Origin of the sequence: Sporosarcina luteola, assembly GCF_023715585.1 — a bacterium.
Taxonomy (GTDB): Bacteria; Bacillota; Bacilli; order Bacillales_A; family Planococcaceae; genus Sporosarcina; species Sporosarcina luteola_D.
Genome location: NZ_JAMBOK010000004.1, coordinates 65496 through 82447, shown reverse-complemented (window position 1 = coordinate 82447; position 16952 = coordinate 65496). Strand labels below are relative to the sequence as shown.

Annotated in this window: 18 protein-coding genes and 1 tRNA gene; 1 reads left to right on the top strand and 18 read right to left on the bottom strand. The window is 46.4% G+C overall.

The features are described 5' to 3' along the window. Positions 1-37 precede the first annotated feature (37 nt). The 12 genes from M3193_RS14605 to clpP all read right to left on the bottom strand — a co-directional run bounded on the left by M3193_RS14605 (position 38) and on the right by clpP (position 11489). The gene (locus tag M3193_RS14605) at positions 38-784 is read right to left on the bottom strand and encodes an alpha/beta hydrolase (protein WP_251629146.1); all 747 of its coding nucleotides are present in this window, start codon (positions 782-784) and stop codon (positions 38-40) included. Positions 785-935: 151 nt separating this feature from the next. After that, entirely contained in the window at positions 936-1163 is a 228-nt protein-coding gene (gene secG / locus M3193_RS14600) for a preprotein translocase subunit SecG (protein WP_251629144.1), read from the bottom strand. 236 nt (positions 1164-1399) lie between these two features. Continuing rightward, positions 1400-2695, bottom strand: coding sequence for a phosphopyruvate hydratase (gene eno, locus M3193_RS14595; protein ID WP_251629142.1), 1296 nt, complete (start codon positions 2693-2695; stop codon positions 1400-1402). Between the two features lie 17 nt (positions 2696-2712). Further along, a complete protein-coding gene (gene gpmI, locus M3193_RS14590) occupies positions 2713-4242 on the bottom strand; it encodes a 2,3-bisphosphoglycerate-independent phosphoglycerate mutase (RefSeq protein WP_251629140.1) in 1530 nt (509 codons plus the stop codon). Continuing rightward, positions 4235-4996 (bottom strand): triose-phosphate isomerase, encoded by a 762-nt coding sequence (gene tpiA, locus M3193_RS14585; protein WP_251629138.1) that lies wholly within the window; start codon positions 4994-4996, stop codon positions 4235-4237. The genes gpmI and tpiA overlap by 8 nt, the downstream gene beginning before the upstream one ends. A gap of 13 nt (positions 4997-5009) precedes the next feature. Continuing rightward, complete coding sequence (locus M3193_RS14580) at positions 5010-6191, bottom strand: phosphoglycerate kinase (RefSeq protein ID WP_251629434.1); 1182 nt, start codon at positions 6189-6191, stop codon at positions 5010-5012. A gap of 381 nt (positions 6192-6572) precedes the next feature. After that, on the bottom strand, positions 6573-7580 hold the full coding sequence (gene gap / locus M3193_RS14575) for a type I glyceraldehyde-3-phosphate dehydrogenase (RefSeq protein WP_251629136.1): 1008 nt from the start codon (positions 7578-7580) through the stop codon (positions 6573-6575). 49 nt (positions 7581-7629) lie between these two features. Next, positions 7630-8664, bottom strand: a complete 1035-nt coding sequence (locus tag M3193_RS14570) for a sugar-binding transcriptional regulator (RefSeq protein ID WP_251629133.1) — start codon at positions 8662-8664, stop codon at positions 7630-7632. Between the two features lie 125 nt (positions 8665-8789). Continuing rightward, positions 8790-9026, bottom strand: coding sequence for a glutaredoxin family protein (locus M3193_RS14565; protein WP_251629132.1), 237 nt, complete (start codon positions 9024-9026; stop codon positions 8790-8792). Between the two features lie 92 nt (positions 9027-9118). Beyond that, on the bottom strand, positions 9119-9940 hold the full coding sequence (locus M3193_RS14560) for a TPM domain-containing protein (protein ID WP_251629130.1): 822 nt from the start codon (positions 9938-9940) through the stop codon (positions 9119-9121). Further along, on the bottom strand, positions 9937-10515 hold the full coding sequence (locus M3193_RS14555) for a LemA family protein (protein ID WP_251629128.1): 579 nt from the start codon (positions 10513-10515) through the stop codon (positions 9937-9939). Before M3193_RS14555 ends, M3193_RS14560 begins: the two co-directional genes overlap by 4 nt. A 365-nt stretch (positions 10516-10880) precedes the next feature. Next, positions 10881-11489, bottom strand: coding sequence for an ATP-dependent Clp endopeptidase proteolytic subunit ClpP (clpP, locus tag M3193_RS14550; RefSeq protein ID WP_251629126.1), 609 nt, complete (start codon positions 11487-11489; stop codon positions 10881-10883). Between the two features lie 173 nt (positions 11490-11662). Between clpP and M3193_RS14545 the strand changes: the two genes are divergently transcribed. After that, a tRNA-Arg gene (locus M3193_RS14545) sits at positions 11663-11734 on the top strand. A 101-nt stretch (positions 11735-11835) separates the two neighbouring features. Here the strand turns inward: M3193_RS14545 and M3193_RS14540 are convergent. The 6 genes from M3193_RS14540 to M3193_RS14515 form a co-directional block, all read right to left on the bottom strand. After that, positions 11836-12093: an HPr family phosphocarrier protein gene (locus M3193_RS14540; protein WP_251629124.1), complete on the bottom strand. Its 258-nt coding sequence runs from the start codon at positions 12091-12093 to the stop codon at positions 11836-11838. A gap of 37 nt (positions 12094-12130) precedes the next feature. Then, complete coding sequence (gene whiA / locus M3193_RS14535; RefSeq protein WP_251629122.1) at positions 12131-13078, bottom strand: DNA-binding protein WhiA; 948 nt, start codon at positions 13076-13078, stop codon at positions 12131-12133. Positions 13079-13105: 27 nt separating this feature from the next. Further along, on the bottom strand, positions 13106-14089 hold the full coding sequence (locus tag M3193_RS14530) for a gluconeogenesis factor YvcK family protein (protein ID WP_251629120.1): 984 nt from the start codon (positions 14087-14089) through the stop codon (positions 13106-13108). A gap of 4 nt (positions 14090-14093) precedes the next feature. Continuing rightward, entirely contained in the window at positions 14094-14981 is an 888-nt protein-coding gene (gene rapZ, locus M3193_RS14525) for an RNase adapter RapZ (protein ID WP_251629118.1), read from the bottom strand. After that, positions 14981-15463, bottom strand: a complete 483-nt coding sequence (locus M3193_RS14520) for an NUDIX hydrolase (protein WP_251629116.1) — start codon at positions 15461-15463, stop codon at positions 14981-14983. Before M3193_RS14520 ends, rapZ begins: the two co-directional genes overlap by 1 nt. Before the next feature lie 1032 nt (positions 15464-16495). Then, entirely contained in the window at positions 16496-16945 is a 450-nt protein-coding gene (locus tag M3193_RS14515) for a hypothetical protein (protein ID WP_251629114.1), read from the bottom strand. Positions 16946-16952: the final 7 nt, after the last annotated feature.

Below are 16952 nucleotides of genomic sequence, written 5' to 3'. Positions count from 1 at the left end.
TCCCTCCATTCATAACTTTCGTCAACTGTTTCTATTTTCACACGTTCCAGTCGAGTGATTCAAGAAATTGATATACATCTTCATGTAGCTGTTCTTTTTCCGGACCAAGTGTGATGACATGTCCGGATTTTTCAAACCACTCGATCTGTTTTTGATCGGACGCCGCATTGTCATAAATGACGTTTGCGGAATCTGGATCGATCACTTCGTCATTCCGTGATTGGACGACGAGGAGCGGCGATTCGACTTCCGGCAGCTCCATCCTGACGTCGTCAACAAGCGTGCGTAAGTCGTCAAGCGATGGCATCGTTTTGCCGCGGAGCGCTTCTACTTCCTCTTCGATTTCGGCACCGGTTTTTCCTTCATATCTTTTATAGTCTGAGGCATACTTCAATATGCCTTCATACATCTTGTCCGTTGTTTTCATCGACATTGGAGCACACATAGTTACAATACCCTTCACTGGCATTTTAACCCCTAACTTCAATGAAAATACACCGCCAAGTGATAATCCGCCTACTGCAATTTCGTTGTAGCCGGCTTCTTTCAATTGATTGTACCCTGTCATGACGTCTTCCCACCATTCGTCCGGTCCTGTTTCGATCAATTGTTCAGGCGGGACGCCGTGTCCTTTATAGTGTGGAGCCAGTGATGTGTAGCCTTTCTTCTCAAGGAAACGGCCAAGCATACGTACGTCTGCTGATGTTCCTGTGAAGCCATGCAATAGCAAGACGGCCCGTTTGCCATTTTGGAAGAAGAATGGCTTCGGTTGCGCAATTCTCATATCCTTCATCCTTTCACTAACATTGCTAAAAATGATATAGATCTAAATAAAATATCCTTATGTATCCTATCTTTCCCTTTTCATAGCGAAAAAAACGCCCGACCAAACGGGTGGCCAGGCGTTTATCAATTATGCGATTATATAGTTCCGATTAAACTTTCACGATGGCGATTGCCAAAATGAAAAATAAAATTGAAAGTACAATTGTCACTCTTTGAAGCACTAAGTCTAGCCCACGTGCTTTCTGTTTCCCAAAAAGTTGTTCGGCACCACCGGAGATGGCTCCAGACAGACCTGCACTTTTTCCGGATTGTAATAATACAACAACGATCAACGCCAATGATACGATTAATAGCAACGTCATTAACAAAGCATGCACTTTGTTCCACCTCCTGCATAGAGCATCACAACATTTATATTCTATCAAACATTTTTCACTGTTACAACAAATTTCGAGAATAATGCAGTTTTTGCGCTCATGAATCCGGGTGCCGCGCTCATGATTTCGGTACTGCTCTCAGGATTCCGGTTCGCTCAACATTCCAGTCCCGCGCTCAACATCCCGGTTCCGTGCTCAAAAACAACCAGCCGAGCAATGCCGGCTGGTTTCTCTTATCATTTTTTAATATTATAAAACGTTTTTGTTCCGCGGTAGACTGCTGTTTCATCCAATTGGTCTTCGATACGGAGCAATTGGTTGTATTTCGCAACGCGGTCCGTGCGCGAAGGTGCACCTGTCTTAATTTGACCCGCATTTGTCGCAACTGCGATGTCTGCGATTGTCGTATCTTCGGATTCTCCTGAACGGTGGGAGATGACTGCCGTATAGCCCGCGCGTTTCGCCATTTCGATTGCATCAAAGGTTTCCGTCAATGTGCCGATCTGGTTCACTTTGATAAGGATCGAGTTGCCGACGCCTTCTTCAATCCCGCGCTCCAATTTCTCGGTGTTCGTGACGAATAGATCGTCCCCAACCAATTGGACTTTTGAGCCGAGGCGTTCCGTCAACAGCTTGTGGCCCGCCCAGTCGTTTTCGTCAAGGCCGTCTTCGATTGAGACAATCGGATATTTCGAGCAAAGCTCTTCATACCAAGCGACCATCTCCTCGGAAGTCTTTGTAATTCCTTCTCCAGCTAGACGGTACTGTTTTGTCTCACTGTCGTAAAACTCGGAAGCCGCGACATCCATAGCAAGCAATACTTCTTCTCCCGGTTCATAGCCTGCTTTTTTGATCGCTTCCATGATTGTGGAGAGCGCTTCTTCGTTCGATGCTAAGTTCGGAGCGAATCCGCCTTCGTCACCGACCGCCGTATTGAGGCCCTTCGATTTCAAAACGTTTTTCAAGCTATGGAAAATTTCCGTGCCCATGCGAAGACCGTGACGGAATGATTCCGCACCTACCGGCATAACCATGAATTCTTGGATATCGACGTTGTTATCCGCATGCTCGCCGCCATTCAAAATATTCATCATCGGAACAGGCAGCTCTTTCGCGTTGACGCCTCCGAGGTATTGGTAAAGCGGAAGGTCCAAATAATCAGCTGCCGCGTGTGCAACCGCCATTGAAACGCCAAGGATCGCGTTCGCACCAAGCTTGCCTTTATTCTGCGTGCCATCCAGTTCGATAAGCGCGTTGTCGATAACGACTTGATCAAGTACAGAATAGTTGTCCACGATTTCATCCGCAATGATTTCATTGACATGATCGACCGCTTTCAAAACACCTTTTCCTAGATAACGGGATGCGTCGCCGTCGCGCAGCTCAACCGCCTCGTATTCACCTGTGGAAGCGCCTGAAGGAACGATGGCCCGGCCGAACGCTCCACTTTCTGTAAACACTTCAACTTCAACAGTCGGGTTACCGCGTGAATCAAGAACTTCTCTAGCTTGGATATGAGTAATGATTGGCATTTCAATCTCTCCCTTAATTAGAATAATGGTGTTCCGGACATTTCTTCCGGTTGTTCGATTTCTAGAAGCTTCAACATCGTTGGGGCAAGATCGGACAGAATGCCGCCTTTCCGCAATTCAATATCTGGCTTTGTAATGATGACCGGTACGGGATTTGTCGTATGTGCGGTCATCGGCTTCCCTTCCAGCGTCACGACTTCATCGGAATTCCCGTGATCCGCCGTTACGATCCCTATACCGCCTTTCAGCAGGAGGGCGTCCATAATCCTTCCGAGGCATGCATCGACCGTCTCAATCGCTTTGACCGTCGGTTCGAGCATACCGCTATGACCGACCATGTCGGGGTTCGCGAAATTAAGGATAATGGCGTCCTGTGTTTCGGCTTTGATCTCTTTCAATAAAGCCTCCGTCACTTCAACCGCGCTCATTTCCGGCTTCAAGTCATATGTTGCGACTTTCGGGCTTGCAATGAGGATCCTCTTCTCACCTTCGAACTCATCTTCCTTGCCGCCGCTCATGAAAAACGTCACATGCGGGTATTTCTCGGTTTCGGCAATCCGCAGCTGCCGTAGTCCGTTGTTCGAAAGCACTTCGCCGAGCGTATTCTCTAGGTTCTGAGATGTGAAAACGACGTCAGCTTGTACTTCATCACTATATTGTGTAAATGTCACGAACTTCAAGTTTTTGATCGCTTCAGATCCTGTATGGAAACCGTCAAACGCCGGATCCGTGAATGCCCTCGATAATTGAATCGCACGATCGGGACGGAAATTGAAGAACACGACCGCGTCGCCGTCTTTCACGGTAGCGACCGGCTTGCCTTCCTCTGCAATAATGAATGGTTCCACAAATTCATCATGGATGCCTTTCTCATAGGAAGACAGGATGCCTTGTCCAGCATTCGTAAATGTTTCACCCTTGCCGTTGACAATCGCCCGGTATGCGCGCTCCACCCGGTCCCATCTTTTATCCCGGTCCATTGCATAGAAACGGCCGGAAACCGTGGCAATCTTACCGACTTCAAGACCTTCCATCACCTTTTCGGTCTGCTCGATGTACCCCGGAGCGGTCTGTGGACCAACGTCCCGTCCATCGAGGAACGCATGAAGGTAAACTTTCTTGATTCCATTCATTTTGGCGAGGCGAAGGAGGGCGAATAAATGCTCATAATGGCTATGTACACCGCCGTCCGAAAGTAGCCCCATCAAATGAAGGGAGGAATCTTCCTGTTTAACGTGTTCAATTGCCCCTAGCAATGCCGGGTTCGTCATGAAATCCCCGTCTTTGATGGATTTATTGATTCTCGTGAGGCTCTGATAGACGATCCGTCCCGCACCGATATTGAGGTGGCCGACTTCCGAATTCCCCATCTGCCCTTCAGGAAGGCCGACAGCTTCACCGCAAGCAGTCAGCGTCGAATGCGGGTATTCATTCCACAAAATATCGAAGTTCGGCGTGCTCGCTTGTGCCACTGCATTGCCGAACCGTTCATGCCGCAGCCCGAAGCCATCCAGGATGATTAATGCGACCGGCCCTTTTTTAGTCATTCGCCGCAACTCCGATCATTTCAAGGAATGATTCCGGTTCAAGGCTTGCTCCTCCGACAAGTGCGCCATCGATATGTTCCATCGAGAGCAACTCGCCAATATTACCAGGTTTCACGCTGCCGCCGTATTGAATGCGAATCGCTGCTGCTGTTTCGTCATCATACAGCTTGCCGATTTCAGCTCGGATCTCTCCGCAAACTTCATTCGCATCTTCAGCAGTTGCAGTTTTGCCTGTTCCGATTGCCCAGATCGGTTCGTAGGCGATGACCGCTTCTTGAGCTTGCTGTGCATTGATACCTTCAAACGCTTTTTTTACTTGGACTGCAACCGTTTCAACTGTCTTTCCAGCTTCGCGTTCTTCCAAGCTTTCACCGACACAGACAATCGGCGTCATTCCTTTTGAGAATGCTGCAACTACTTTACGATTCACAGCTTCGTCCGTTTCATTAAAATATTGGCGTCGTTCGGAATGGCCCAGGATGACGAATGGCACGTTCAAATCCGCTAGCATTTTCGGACTTACTTCACCTGTAAATGCTCCTTCATCGACGTCATGCATCGTTTGAGCTCCAATTTTCAATGGTGTGCCCTCCGTCAATTCTACGAGCGTGGACAAATAAAGGGAAGGCGGGCAAATGACTGCATCGACCTTGTCCGTTTCCGGCAAGCGATCTTTCACTTCTGCCACAAAGTTTTTCGCTTCACCTATCGTCTTATACATTTTCCAGTTTCCTGCAATGATTCGTTTTCGCATTTTAATTCCTCCGTCACTTATCATTCAGCGCAGTTACGCCAGGCAATTCTTTTCCTTCCATGAATTCCAATGACGCGCCGCCGCCTGTTGACACATGATCCATTTTATCCGCAACGTCGAACTTTTCAACAGCAGCAGCGGAATCTCCTCCGCCGATCACTGTGTATGCTTCCGTTTCAGCCATCGCCAAAGCAACTTCCCTCGTGCCTGCAGCAAACGGTTCCATTTCGAAAACTCCCATCGGGCCGTTCCAAAGGATGAGCTTAGAATTCCTGATGACGTCCGCATACTGTTCAGCTGTTTCAGGTCCGATGTCGAGTCCCATCCATCCTTCCGGGATTTCGTCGATCTTGACTGTTTTCACATTCGCATTTTCGGAAAATGCATCCGCCACTACCGCATCGATCGGCAAATGGAGTTTGACGTTCTTTTCTTTCGCTTTTTGAATGAATGATTGTGCTAGCTCGATTTTATCTTCTTCGACTAACGAATTGCCTGTTTCATACCCTTGCGCTCGCGTGAACGTATAGGAAAGGCCGCCACCGATCAATAAATGATCCACATTGTCCAACAGATTCTCAATGACACCGATCTTGTCCTTCACTTTCGCTCCGCCGATAATCGCTGTGAACGGCCGCTCCGGGTTTGACAACGCCTTCCCGAGTACTTCCAATTCCTTTTCAAGAAGAAATCCGCTGACAGCTGGAACGAACTCCGCGATGCCCGCAGTGGAAGCGTGTGCACGATGTGCCGCGCCGAATGCATCATTGACGAAGACATCTGCCAGGTCCGCGAACTTTTTCGCGAGCTCGGGATCATTCTTTTCTTCCCCAGCGTGGAATCTGACGTTTTCCAGAAGAATGATGTCGCCTGCCTTCATGTCGGCAACCGCTTGTTCCACTTCTTCCCCGATGGAAGCATCAAGCTTCTTCACGTTTTTCCCAAGGAGCTCCGATAATCTTGCCCCAGCCGCTGTGAGGCGCATGTCTTCATTCACTTCACCTTTGGGCCTTCCAAGATGGCTGGCGAGAATGACCTTTGCGCCTTTGTCCGCCAAGAATTCAATTGTCGGAACAGCAGCACGGATTCTCGTATCATCCGTCACTTCGCCGTTTTCCATCGGCACATTGAAATCGACACGGCAAAATACGCGCTTCCCGTTCAGTTCAATATCTTTGATCGTTTGTTTGGCTATCATGTAAACCGCACCCCTCTAAGAAAATTGAGCGCCAGAAACGGCGGGGAATGTAAAAAAAGGAACGGGTTTCTCCGTTCCTCCTACCCATCTATCTATTATAGTGGGTCGCCATAAGAATGGCTATGTTTTAGTCAAAAGCGAAAGCCGTTACGCAGAACGGCTTTTGCGAGCACAAGCGTAGCGTTGCGAGCAGAGGCCTGCATAGGTGCGACAGGCATAAGACAGATCTGCGAAACGGCGTTCTTTGCCGTACAGCAGAGATGCCTTATGACCCGAGCAAACCGAACAGCGAAGGGTTCGATTGGCCGTATTTTTGCTGCCTTTGCAGAAATTAAGGCAGCTTTTTGCCACCCTGAGTCTGGACGTATACCAGCGTACTTAGATCCCTTTTTCATTCATGTAAAGAGCCAAGTCGATGCAACGAGCAGAGTATCCTGTTTCATTGTCATACCAAGCAATGACCTTCACCATGTTGTCGTCCAATACCATTGTCGAAAGCCCATCGACTGTCGAAGATGCTGTGTTTCCGTTGTAGTCCGTAGAGACAAGCGGAATTTCATTATAGTAAAGGATGCCCTTCAATTCATTTTCAGAAGCCTTCTTCAATGCGGCATTCACATCTTCTACTGTTACTTCTGTTCCAAGTTCCGCAACGAAATCGACGAGGGATACGTTCGGCGTCGGTACGCGGACCGCCATGCCATCTAATTTCCCTTTCAATTCCGGAATTACTTTCGTCACTGCGGAAGCGGCGCCTGTCGTTGTAGGGATCATCGACTCAGCCGCTGCACGTGCACGTCGATAATCGGAATGCGGCAAATCCAAGATGCGTTGGTCATTCGTGTATGAATGGACTGTCGTCATCATGCCGCGCTTAATGCCGAACCGATCTTGAAGCACTTTGACGACAGGCGCAAGGCAGTTTGTCGTACACGATGCATTGGAAACAATGTTGTCGTTTTCCGGATCATAGGACTCTTCATTCACACCCATGACAAGCGTTTTCATATCCCCTTTAGCAGGAGCAGACAAGATCACTTTTTTAGCGCCAGCCTCAATATGTTTCATCAACGCTTTTTCATCCCGGAATACGCCTGTCGATTCGATGACGACATCAACATCCAATTCGCCCCACGGCAATTGTGAAGGATCTTTTTCAGCGTATACTTTTATTTTCTTGCCATCGACGATGAGATAGTCTTCCTCTGAACCGACTTCAGCGTCAAAAATCCCGTGCACCGAATCATATTTCAGTAGATGCGCAAGCATTTGTGCATCCGTCAAATCGTTTACTGCAACAATTTCAATTTCATCATGCTTGCTTGCTTCCCTCATCACTACTCTTCCAATACGTCCAAATCCATTAATAGCCATTTTAATCGTCAATTCAATTACCTCCTATATTGGTTTCAGTTATTTACTTTATTTGTTCATGTTAACCTTCCAATTTTTCAAGCATCGCATGTGCTGCCCCTTCATCGGTGACAAGGACAGTTTGGCGGGGAGCGCCTGCCATATAAGACAGGATTGCTTCTCCTTTACTTTTCCCACCTGCAACAGCGATGATGAGCGGCACCTTTTCCAACTGCTCCGTCTGGATGCCAACCGTTCGGATTCGATGGACGACTTTGCCTTTATCATCAAAGTAATAGCCGAATGCTTCGCCTTTCGCCCCTTGTTCTCGCAGAAGATGACATTCATCCTCCTGTGTGTTCCGCAAGGCGGCCATCCGAAGGGCATCCCCGATTCCATGCAGGACGCAATCCGTCTTCTCATAGAGCTCCATCATCTGGATCGCAGTGGGCTCCCGCTTAAACACTTCATGCGCTTCCAAGCTAAGTGACTCAGGGTAGTAAAATGAGCTGTACGTTCCCCCGCTTGCTTCTGCGAAGGAGGCGGCGATGACGTTCGCCTGCAATCCGATATCCTCGCCGACGCCTCCCCTTGCAGCAATGAAGTGCAAACGATCAGCATTTTCAAGTGAATGGATGTGCCGCGGAACCGCAGCTACCGAGCTTCCGCCAGTTACGGCAATGATATGGCCGTCGCCGATCCGATTCATGAATTCCGTGGCTGCTTCTTTGCCTATGAGGCTTTTCACAGCCGGATTTTCATCGGAATTGTCCGGGACGATTTGTACGTTTCGGATTCCTAATAGGTCGACCAGTTTCCTTGCAATCAATCCTTGCCCGGTCCATTCGTCACTAATAAGTCTGAGTGATTCCAGAACGGTCGCCCCTTCACTTGTAATCGTTGCACCCTCTTTTGCAATACGGATAAGCCCTTCCGTCCGCAACGTTTCCATCAAGTTCCGACATTCCCGCTCCGAAATATCCGCCATCTGGCCAAGCGGTCTTCTTCCAATCGGACCTGCTATTTCAATGAACTTCAAAACTTTGTACCGCTGTTGTAATAACTCCATCATTTCCGGCACAAGCTTTCGTTGTGCCTCTATAATTTTTGGGATCAAAGAAAAGCCCCTCTTTCATAATAGGACAAATTCTGCCCACCTATATATTATTTGTCCCACCTAGTGCAAAAAAATATAAATCTTATTACTAGTATATACCTCGCCGCCAAAAAGTTCAAACTTCTTCATTCATTTTTAAATAAATCAATCAAGTCGATATAGCCTATGGAACCGTATAATAATACTTCGCCCTCTTTCTCAATGACGGGAATCATCAACATATATTTCTCATGGCTTTCATCGTCCGTCTCGATGTCGATAGTCGACCACGTTAATGGATAATCCTCTTGCACGAGTTTCATCATCGACGCTGCTTCGTCACATAAATGACAGCCTTTTTTTGTGTAGAATTGAACATGCATGGAGAACACCTCATATGCGTTTTCTTTTAGTATAAATGAAAAACGGCGTTCCGCAAAAGTTTTTGCAGAACGCCGTCTTATTCTCTTTAGACTCACCAACTACGACCAGCGCCGCCTCCGCCAGTGGACCCACCGCCGCCAGAGAAGCCACCTCCGCCACCGAAGCCGCCACCACCGAAACCGCCGCCTCCTCCTCCAAAGGAGCCAGGGAAGAAAATCATACCGCCTCTTCCTCTACGTCTACCTCCGGGACCGCCGCCACCTCCGCGGCCGCCGCCCATGAAACGGAACAGCAGATAAATGATGATGAAGATGATGATGGGTGACGGAATCCCGATGCCTGCACTGCCGCCTTGGCCGGCAAGCGTGTTCACTTCAGCAACTTCTCCGTTCCATCCGTACTCTGCAGCAATTTCATTGAAATACGACTTATATGCGTTCATGATCGCCATATCAGGTTGTTCATTCTGCAAATATGGCACTGCAACCTCATCCATAATCCTGCCGATTTTTCCGTCAGGAAGTGCGCCTTCTAGACCGTATCCAGGAATCAACCGAAAATGTCGATTCCCATCCGAATTCGGAATGGTAGTAACGATAAGCAAGGCACCGTTCTGCTCTTTCTTTTTTCCAAGCTGGTAGTCCCTAAACGCTTTTACGGCAAAATCCTCAATCGGTTCGTCCCCTATACTCGGCAACGTCAGGACCGCAAGCTCTGCACCTGTTGCGTCATTCAACTGTCCACCTAACCGGTTCAGCTCGGCTTTCTGTTCAGCCGATAAAATGCCTGCATGATCCTGGATATAGTAATCCGAGGGATTCCATGGCGGGACGTCAGCTGCCAACGCCATTGCCGGCATGATCATGATGCTAAGACAAACGGCGATCATGCTTCGGAACACCTTACGGATCACTTGCTGTCATCTCCGAAATCAACTTTCGGTGCTTCATTTGCAGCTGCATCCGCTTTGAAATATTCCTTCTGTTCGAATCCGAATATCGAAGCGACTAGTCTACCCGGAAAACGCTTGGTCTGCCGATTGTAGTCCGCTACGACGGTATTATAGTCCATTCTAGCGACGCCGATCCGATTTTCCGTTCCGGCAAGCTCATCCATCAATTGCGTAAAGTTTTGATTCGCTTTCAAATCAGGGTAATTTTCCACGACGACAAGCAATCTGCTAAGTGCATTCGCCAGCTCTGTATCAGCAGCCGCCTGCTCTTCAGGTCCTCGCGCTCCAGCAAGCTTCGCACGTGCATTGGATATTTCAGCAATTACTTCCTTCTCATGACTTGCATAACCCTTTACCGTGCTCACTAAGTTTGGAATCAAATCGAGCCTGCGCTGCAACTGGTTCTCCACTTGTGCATACGATTCATCGACGTTCTCTTCCAGATTGACAAATTTGTTGTAGCTCGGTACGAGCATGACACCAAGGATAACTAAAATAACAACAATGATGGCAATTGGCCCTAATATTTTTTTCATCTTTTCACACTCCATTCGATATAGTTGCAATACCCAAGTGGCATCGCATTCAAAACACCTGGGTTGATATACTATTTATCGTATGACGGGGGAAAAGGTTTCAAACATATTTAAAATAATAACAAATGGTGGATTGAAACTAAGTGCACTGCGGCGGCAATAAAACAATAAAAACAGATGCGCCAAAGGTCCCGAAATGACCATATAATTTGGGAAATGATTGATAAAAGTTGGGAAATGATCGATAACTCCTTCCAATTGATCGATATAGCTCTGGAAATGATCGATATCCGCCGGAAAATAATCGATATTCCACGAAATAAAAAAACCGACTCCAAATACAGAGTCGGCTCTTCTTACTTCTATTACTTCTTCGCATCCAATTCTTTCATGTCGCTGCGTGTGATGATATGGTCAATTAAACCGTATTCTTTCGCGCGTTCAGCTGTCATGAAGTTATCGCGGTCTGTGTCTTTCGCGATGACATCAATTGGCTGGCCTGTGCGCTCGGCAAGGATTGTGTTCAACTTTTCGCGTAGGAATAGAATACGTTTCGCCGCGATTTCGATTTCAGTCGCTTGCCCTTGTGCTCCTCCGAGCGGTTGGTGGATCATCACTTCTGCGTTCGGAAGTGCATAACGTTTTCCTTTTGTTCCAGCTGTCAACAAGAATGCTCCCATTGACGCCGCCATACCGATACAGATCGTTTGGATGTCCGGTTTGACGAATTGCATCGTATCGTAAATCGCCATACCCGCTGTAATGCTTCCACCCGGGCTATTGATGTAGATGGAAATGTCTTTCTCTGGATCTTCTGCTTCAAGGAATAGCAACTGTGCAACGATTGAGTTTGCAACATTGTCGTCGATTCCGCTGCCCAGCATGATGATCCGGTCTTTCAATAAACGGGAGTAGATGTCATAAGCGCGTTCTCCCCGGTTCGTTTGCTCAATAACTGTAGGTATTAGATTCATCTTATTTCCTCCTCATGAATGGGTCTGGATTTTCGTTCTGCTGAAACCAGTTGTTTCAACTGTACTTCTATCATACATATTATGGTCAATAAAGGTCAAATATAACGCTTTTAAATTAGTTCTTGCATTCATACCACTTATTTAGTATACTTAATCTTGTCTGTTACTGATATGCCCTCGTGGTGCAATGGATAGCACGTAAGATTCCGGTTCTTAAAATGTGGGTTCGACTCCTGCCGAGGGCGTCATAGAGTTGATAAAGAAGCCTGTAAACATGAATTTATGTTTACGGCTTTTTTTATTTTTCAGCCGTTTCCTATCTGTATAGTGAAACGGCTGTTTACTATTAATTTTCCTTCTCGACCAGTGCGGAAAGCGTTTCAATTGCTTGTTCTTCGTCTACACCCTCTGCGATTAAAGTCACTTCTGCGCCTCTCGCAATTGCCAAACTCATAACACCCATAATGCTTTTCGCGTTCACTTGACGTTCATCTCTTTTGAGAAAGACGTCTGATGTAAAGCGGTTTGCTTCTTGCACGAAAAGTGCGGCTTGCCGTGCTTGCAATCCTGTCTTCATTTTCACTTCAACCAGTTTCTCTGCCATAGTATTCGACTCCTTCCTCATGCGCTATAAATCTTTCTCAACGGCTCACAATTCCTCCGCTGCGAAGATTTTCCGCAATCTCTTCGATTTTCCGAAGACGATGATTCACTCCGGACTTGCTAACCGTGCCACCGCTCACCATTTCTCCAAGCTCTTTTAACGTGACATCCTGATTTTCGATCCGCAGTGAAGCGATCTCCTGTAAACGATCAGGCAATTGATCCAGCCCGATTGTGCTTTGAATGAATTTGATATTCTCCACTTGCCTCTGCGCCGCTCCAATCGTCTTATTCATATTGGCGGTTTCACAATTGACAAGCCGGTTGACGCTGTTCCGCATGTCCCTTAAAATACGGACATCCTCAAATTTCATCAAGGATACGTGCGCGCCGATCAATCCCAGGAAGTCCGAGATCTTCTCTGCTTCTTTCAAATAGGCAATGAAGCCTTTCTTCCGTTCGATCGATTTAGCATTCAAATGGAATTTGTTCATCAAATCCACTAACGCTTCGCTATGCTCTTTATAAAAAGAGAAGATCTCTAAATGATAGGAGGAAGTTTCGGGATTGTTAACAGATCCGCTTGCGAGGAATGCTCCACGCAAATAGGATCTTTGGCAGCACTTCTTTTTCACCAATTGCTCCACAATCTCGTTTTTAAATTGAAAGGTTCCTGTCAGTATATACAAGTCTTCCAATAAATGCTTCGCTCCTTCGCGGATTCGGCATATGTAGACATTGTTCTTCTTCAGACGCATTTTTTTACGGACGAGCAACTCGACTTTATACGGGTACAATCGCTTGATATTTGAATAAAGTCTCCTCGCGATTGCCGCATTTTCTGTCTGTACGTCGAGGCTCAATTGTTTATTTGAAAACGATAAGGCGCCATTCATCCTGATAAAGGCGGCGATTTCCGCTTTCACACAGCATTCCTTGGAATCAATCTGCGTTAATTCCTTCTTCACTTCAGATGCAAAAGACATGATTTTCCCCCTCTCTCTCGGCGATGATCAGGTCTCCTCGCTAACGATTGTACCTTCCATATAACCCATGATCCAAGATGCAACTTTACTTGCATCATGTATGATTCTTCCGTCCGCAACAGTCGAAAAGTCCCCTAACACGATTGTCGGGACGAGCAATTGCAATGCTTCGATGTCATTTTCTACAGGAAGCTGGATATCTGACGGCGCATCCCCTTGGAATAATGTCTGGAAATCCGTCTTGTTCAATAGCACTGTGTCAATGAATTGGCTGCCTGCATGATCGTATAATGCCTTCACATGCTCGGATGCCGTGTATTGATAGGTTTCGCCTTCCTGCGTCGTCAAGTTATTGATGTATACCTTCTTCGCTTCGGATGCAAGAACGGCATCTCGGATGTCTCTTACAAGTATCGTCGGTAAAATGCTCGTATATAAGCTCCCAGGTCCAAAAATGATCAAGTCTGCTTCCTTGATGACCTCGACCGTTTCCGGCAAAGGTTCGACCTCCTGCGGAGACACATAGACTTTCCGGATTTTGCGTCCATACACCGGGATTTTAGACTCACCGGTTACAATTGTGCCATCATCCAGCTCAGCATGCAAGGTGATCTTTTGGTTTGCAGCTGGCAGCACTTTTCCCTTAATATTCAAAACACGGCCCATCTTCTCTACAGCGCGTGCAAAATCACCTGTAATGTCCGTCAGGGCGGCAAGCATGAGGTTCCCTAGGGAATGCCCTTTCAAATCGTCCGAGTTGGAAAATCGGTATTGGAACATTTTCTCAATTAACGGCTCCACATCTGAAAGCGCTGCCATCACTTGACGGATATCTCCGGGTGGCGGGATATTGTACTGATCCAACAGCCTCCCGGAGCTGCCCCCGTCGTCCGCGACCGTAACGATCGCGGTGAGATCGACTGGATAAGCCTTTAATCCCCGAAGCAACGTGGACAATCCTGTCCCGCCGCCAAACACGACAATTTTTTTCTTTTTTCCGGATTGCAACATAGTGTCAACCCTTTCTCTTCTCTACATCCCGATGGGTAATCAACGTCTTGTATTCTTCTTTAAAACGGTTTCCGAAGTATTCAGCCAGCGAAACGGACCGATGTTGACCACCAGTGCAGCCGAAGGCGACGACCACTTGGGATTTTCCTTCATTCTTATATTGAGGAATAATGAATTTGAACAGATCTGTCAATTTTTCGATCAGTACTTGCGTATCATTCCATTTCAATACATACTCATATACTTCTTTCTGTAAACCTGTCAGCGGTTTCAGGTCTTCGATGTAATAGGGATTTGGTAAAAAACGAACGTCAAAGACGACGTCAGCATCAATCGGCATGCCATGCTTGAAACCGAACGAAATGAAGTTCAGGGTGAATGCAGTATCTCCTGTAGAGGAGAATTCTGACATGATCTTTTCACGTAACTCCCTCGGCTTCAATTTGGAAGTGTTGTAGATGGAACGGGCACGGCCTCTCAGTTCAGACAAGAGGTTCCGTTCCTTGCGAATCCCTGTGAGCGGCAGTCCGCCTTCTGCGAGCGGGTGGGACCTTCTCGTTTCCTTGTACCGCCTGACGAGCGTCTCATCATCCGCATCCAGGAAGAGCAACTTCGTCGATACGCCTTCCATTTTCAGCAAATTATCCAGCGCCCCGATCAAGGCGTCAAACAGATCGCCCCCTCGTGTATCCATGACAGCGGCAATCCGCCTCATCTTATTTTCGGATTTCATCATCAAATCCAGAAAAGTGACGAGCAGCTCAGGAGGCAAATTATCGATGCAATAGAACCCAAGGTCTTCGAAACTCTGCATCGCAACCGTTTTCCCGGCCCCTGACATACCAGTGATGATAACTAATTCGACATCGCTGTTCGGCAATTCATTCTCCATTAGTCCCGATCACCTTCCATTGATTTTTGTATGTGTTCATCCAACAGTTCAAACTCTTCTGTATAATAGAATGTACCATATTGCACGCCCTTTTGGGAGGTTGCAAATAATAAATTCGTCCGGTCGCCTTCCGCCATCGGAAGAGTCTTCAGATCTTCGACAGGATGCCATTCGAGCAGGCCTTCCCTGTTCGATTCATAAGGCGTACCTAGTAGGTCCTGCGCAACGAACGTATACAGCATCCATTCGTTCTGCAATTCTTTTGTTTCTTTATCGACGATCATCATTGTGTAAATACCTTTAATATGCGGTTGGACGGGGACCGCTCCGGTTTCTTCCTCGAACTCGCGGATGGCGGCGTCGTAAATCGATTCACCTGGATCCATCTTGCCGCCGGGTGCTACGTACCAATCCCGTCTCGGTTTTTTCAATAAAAGCACTTGGTTGTCTTTAATTACTAATAAATTTGCGATTCTCTGCATGACCATTTCCTCACTTCTATCAATGCGCTAATTCCCATTATACAATGTTTTGAAAGCAAACAACAAAAAAAGAAGACCACCTGCCGTTTGAAGGGCAGGTCGTCTTTAAATGTTGCTATATTAAAAAGGGGGGTCAATTGATATTCTTATCATAACCTTTTTGTATTGCAAGACGGTTACAGGAAGATTAAGGATACATTAAGCTTACTAATCCAATTTCTTCCACAGTAAGAATCTTACTTATCTCGAGTTTTCTTATTTGGAGATTCCAGAAAGGTTACCCTGAAAGATGAAAATCGACAGAACGGCTCCCTTTCCGCGGGCGTCGCCTCAGCCAATCGAACAGCGAAGGGTTCGATTGGCCGTGTTTCTGCGTTCTTTGCAGAAATTAAGGCTTCTCTTAGTTGTGCTCGCAAAAGCCGTTCTTCGTTACGGCTTTCGTTGCGGGGTCTTCACCTGACGCTTTTTCCGCAGGAGTGTCGCCTTTTCTATCGATTTTCTAGAAGTATTCTTTGTAGAAACACAATACAAGTATATAGGTACACTGAAGTTTACCAGACAATATGATCTGACCAATAATGAAGCCTACCAGATACAGTTGGTGGTTCATTAAACGAAAACCTTCCAAACTTTTTTAAGGAGATTGATTCGCTGAGAAGGCTGAAGATTCGGATCTTTCTTTTTTTTCTTAAAAACCTGTATCAGGAGAGTGTATAATAGAAGAAATCAGGAGTGCTCTATGCAACTCCTGTTTTTATTAAGAAGAAAAACTATAAAAATAAAAACACCTTTGATTTAGTACCAGTTCACTAGTACATCAAAGGTGTTTTTTGACCATTTTATGAAGGTCCGACTCCCAGCACAAATATGGCAGTTAGTGAGACCATAAAACTTATAACTAGTGATATTCCCCAATCGACTTTTCTAGTTTGGCCAAATAACATGCTTACAAAACTACAAACAATTAAGTTAATAAGGAAGAGTACGCCAAACATAATAAATGTAATCATGGGAAACACCTCATTTTAAAAATTATAGACCGGTTACAACTCCTGAATATCTAGAAGACTTGGCATAGTAAAACGGTGGTTTATCCCAGCCGGTCATCTCGGGAGCGTCGTAAATCACAAGTCGGTAGTCTCCCTTACCAGCAGAGACATTAAAGCTAATTTGACTTGTACTCGTTACTGATTTAGATTCCTGAGTTGTCCACCACAACCCATTACTTTTTTGCACATCAATAAGAACTCTTTTAACATTTTTGGTTTTTACGAATTCGTCAACTTTAAACTTTACGTTAATTGTATCACGACTTGAGTAAAAATGTACATAATCTTTGACGTGACTTGAAGTTGACTCTGTTGTCTTTCCACTAAAATTCGTTATATGAACAGTTGAAGCGGAAGCCAGGCCCGAATTAACCGTGAATATCGCTAAAACTAAAACTAATATAGTTGCAAATCGAGTAAATCGTTTTTTCATCTAAAGC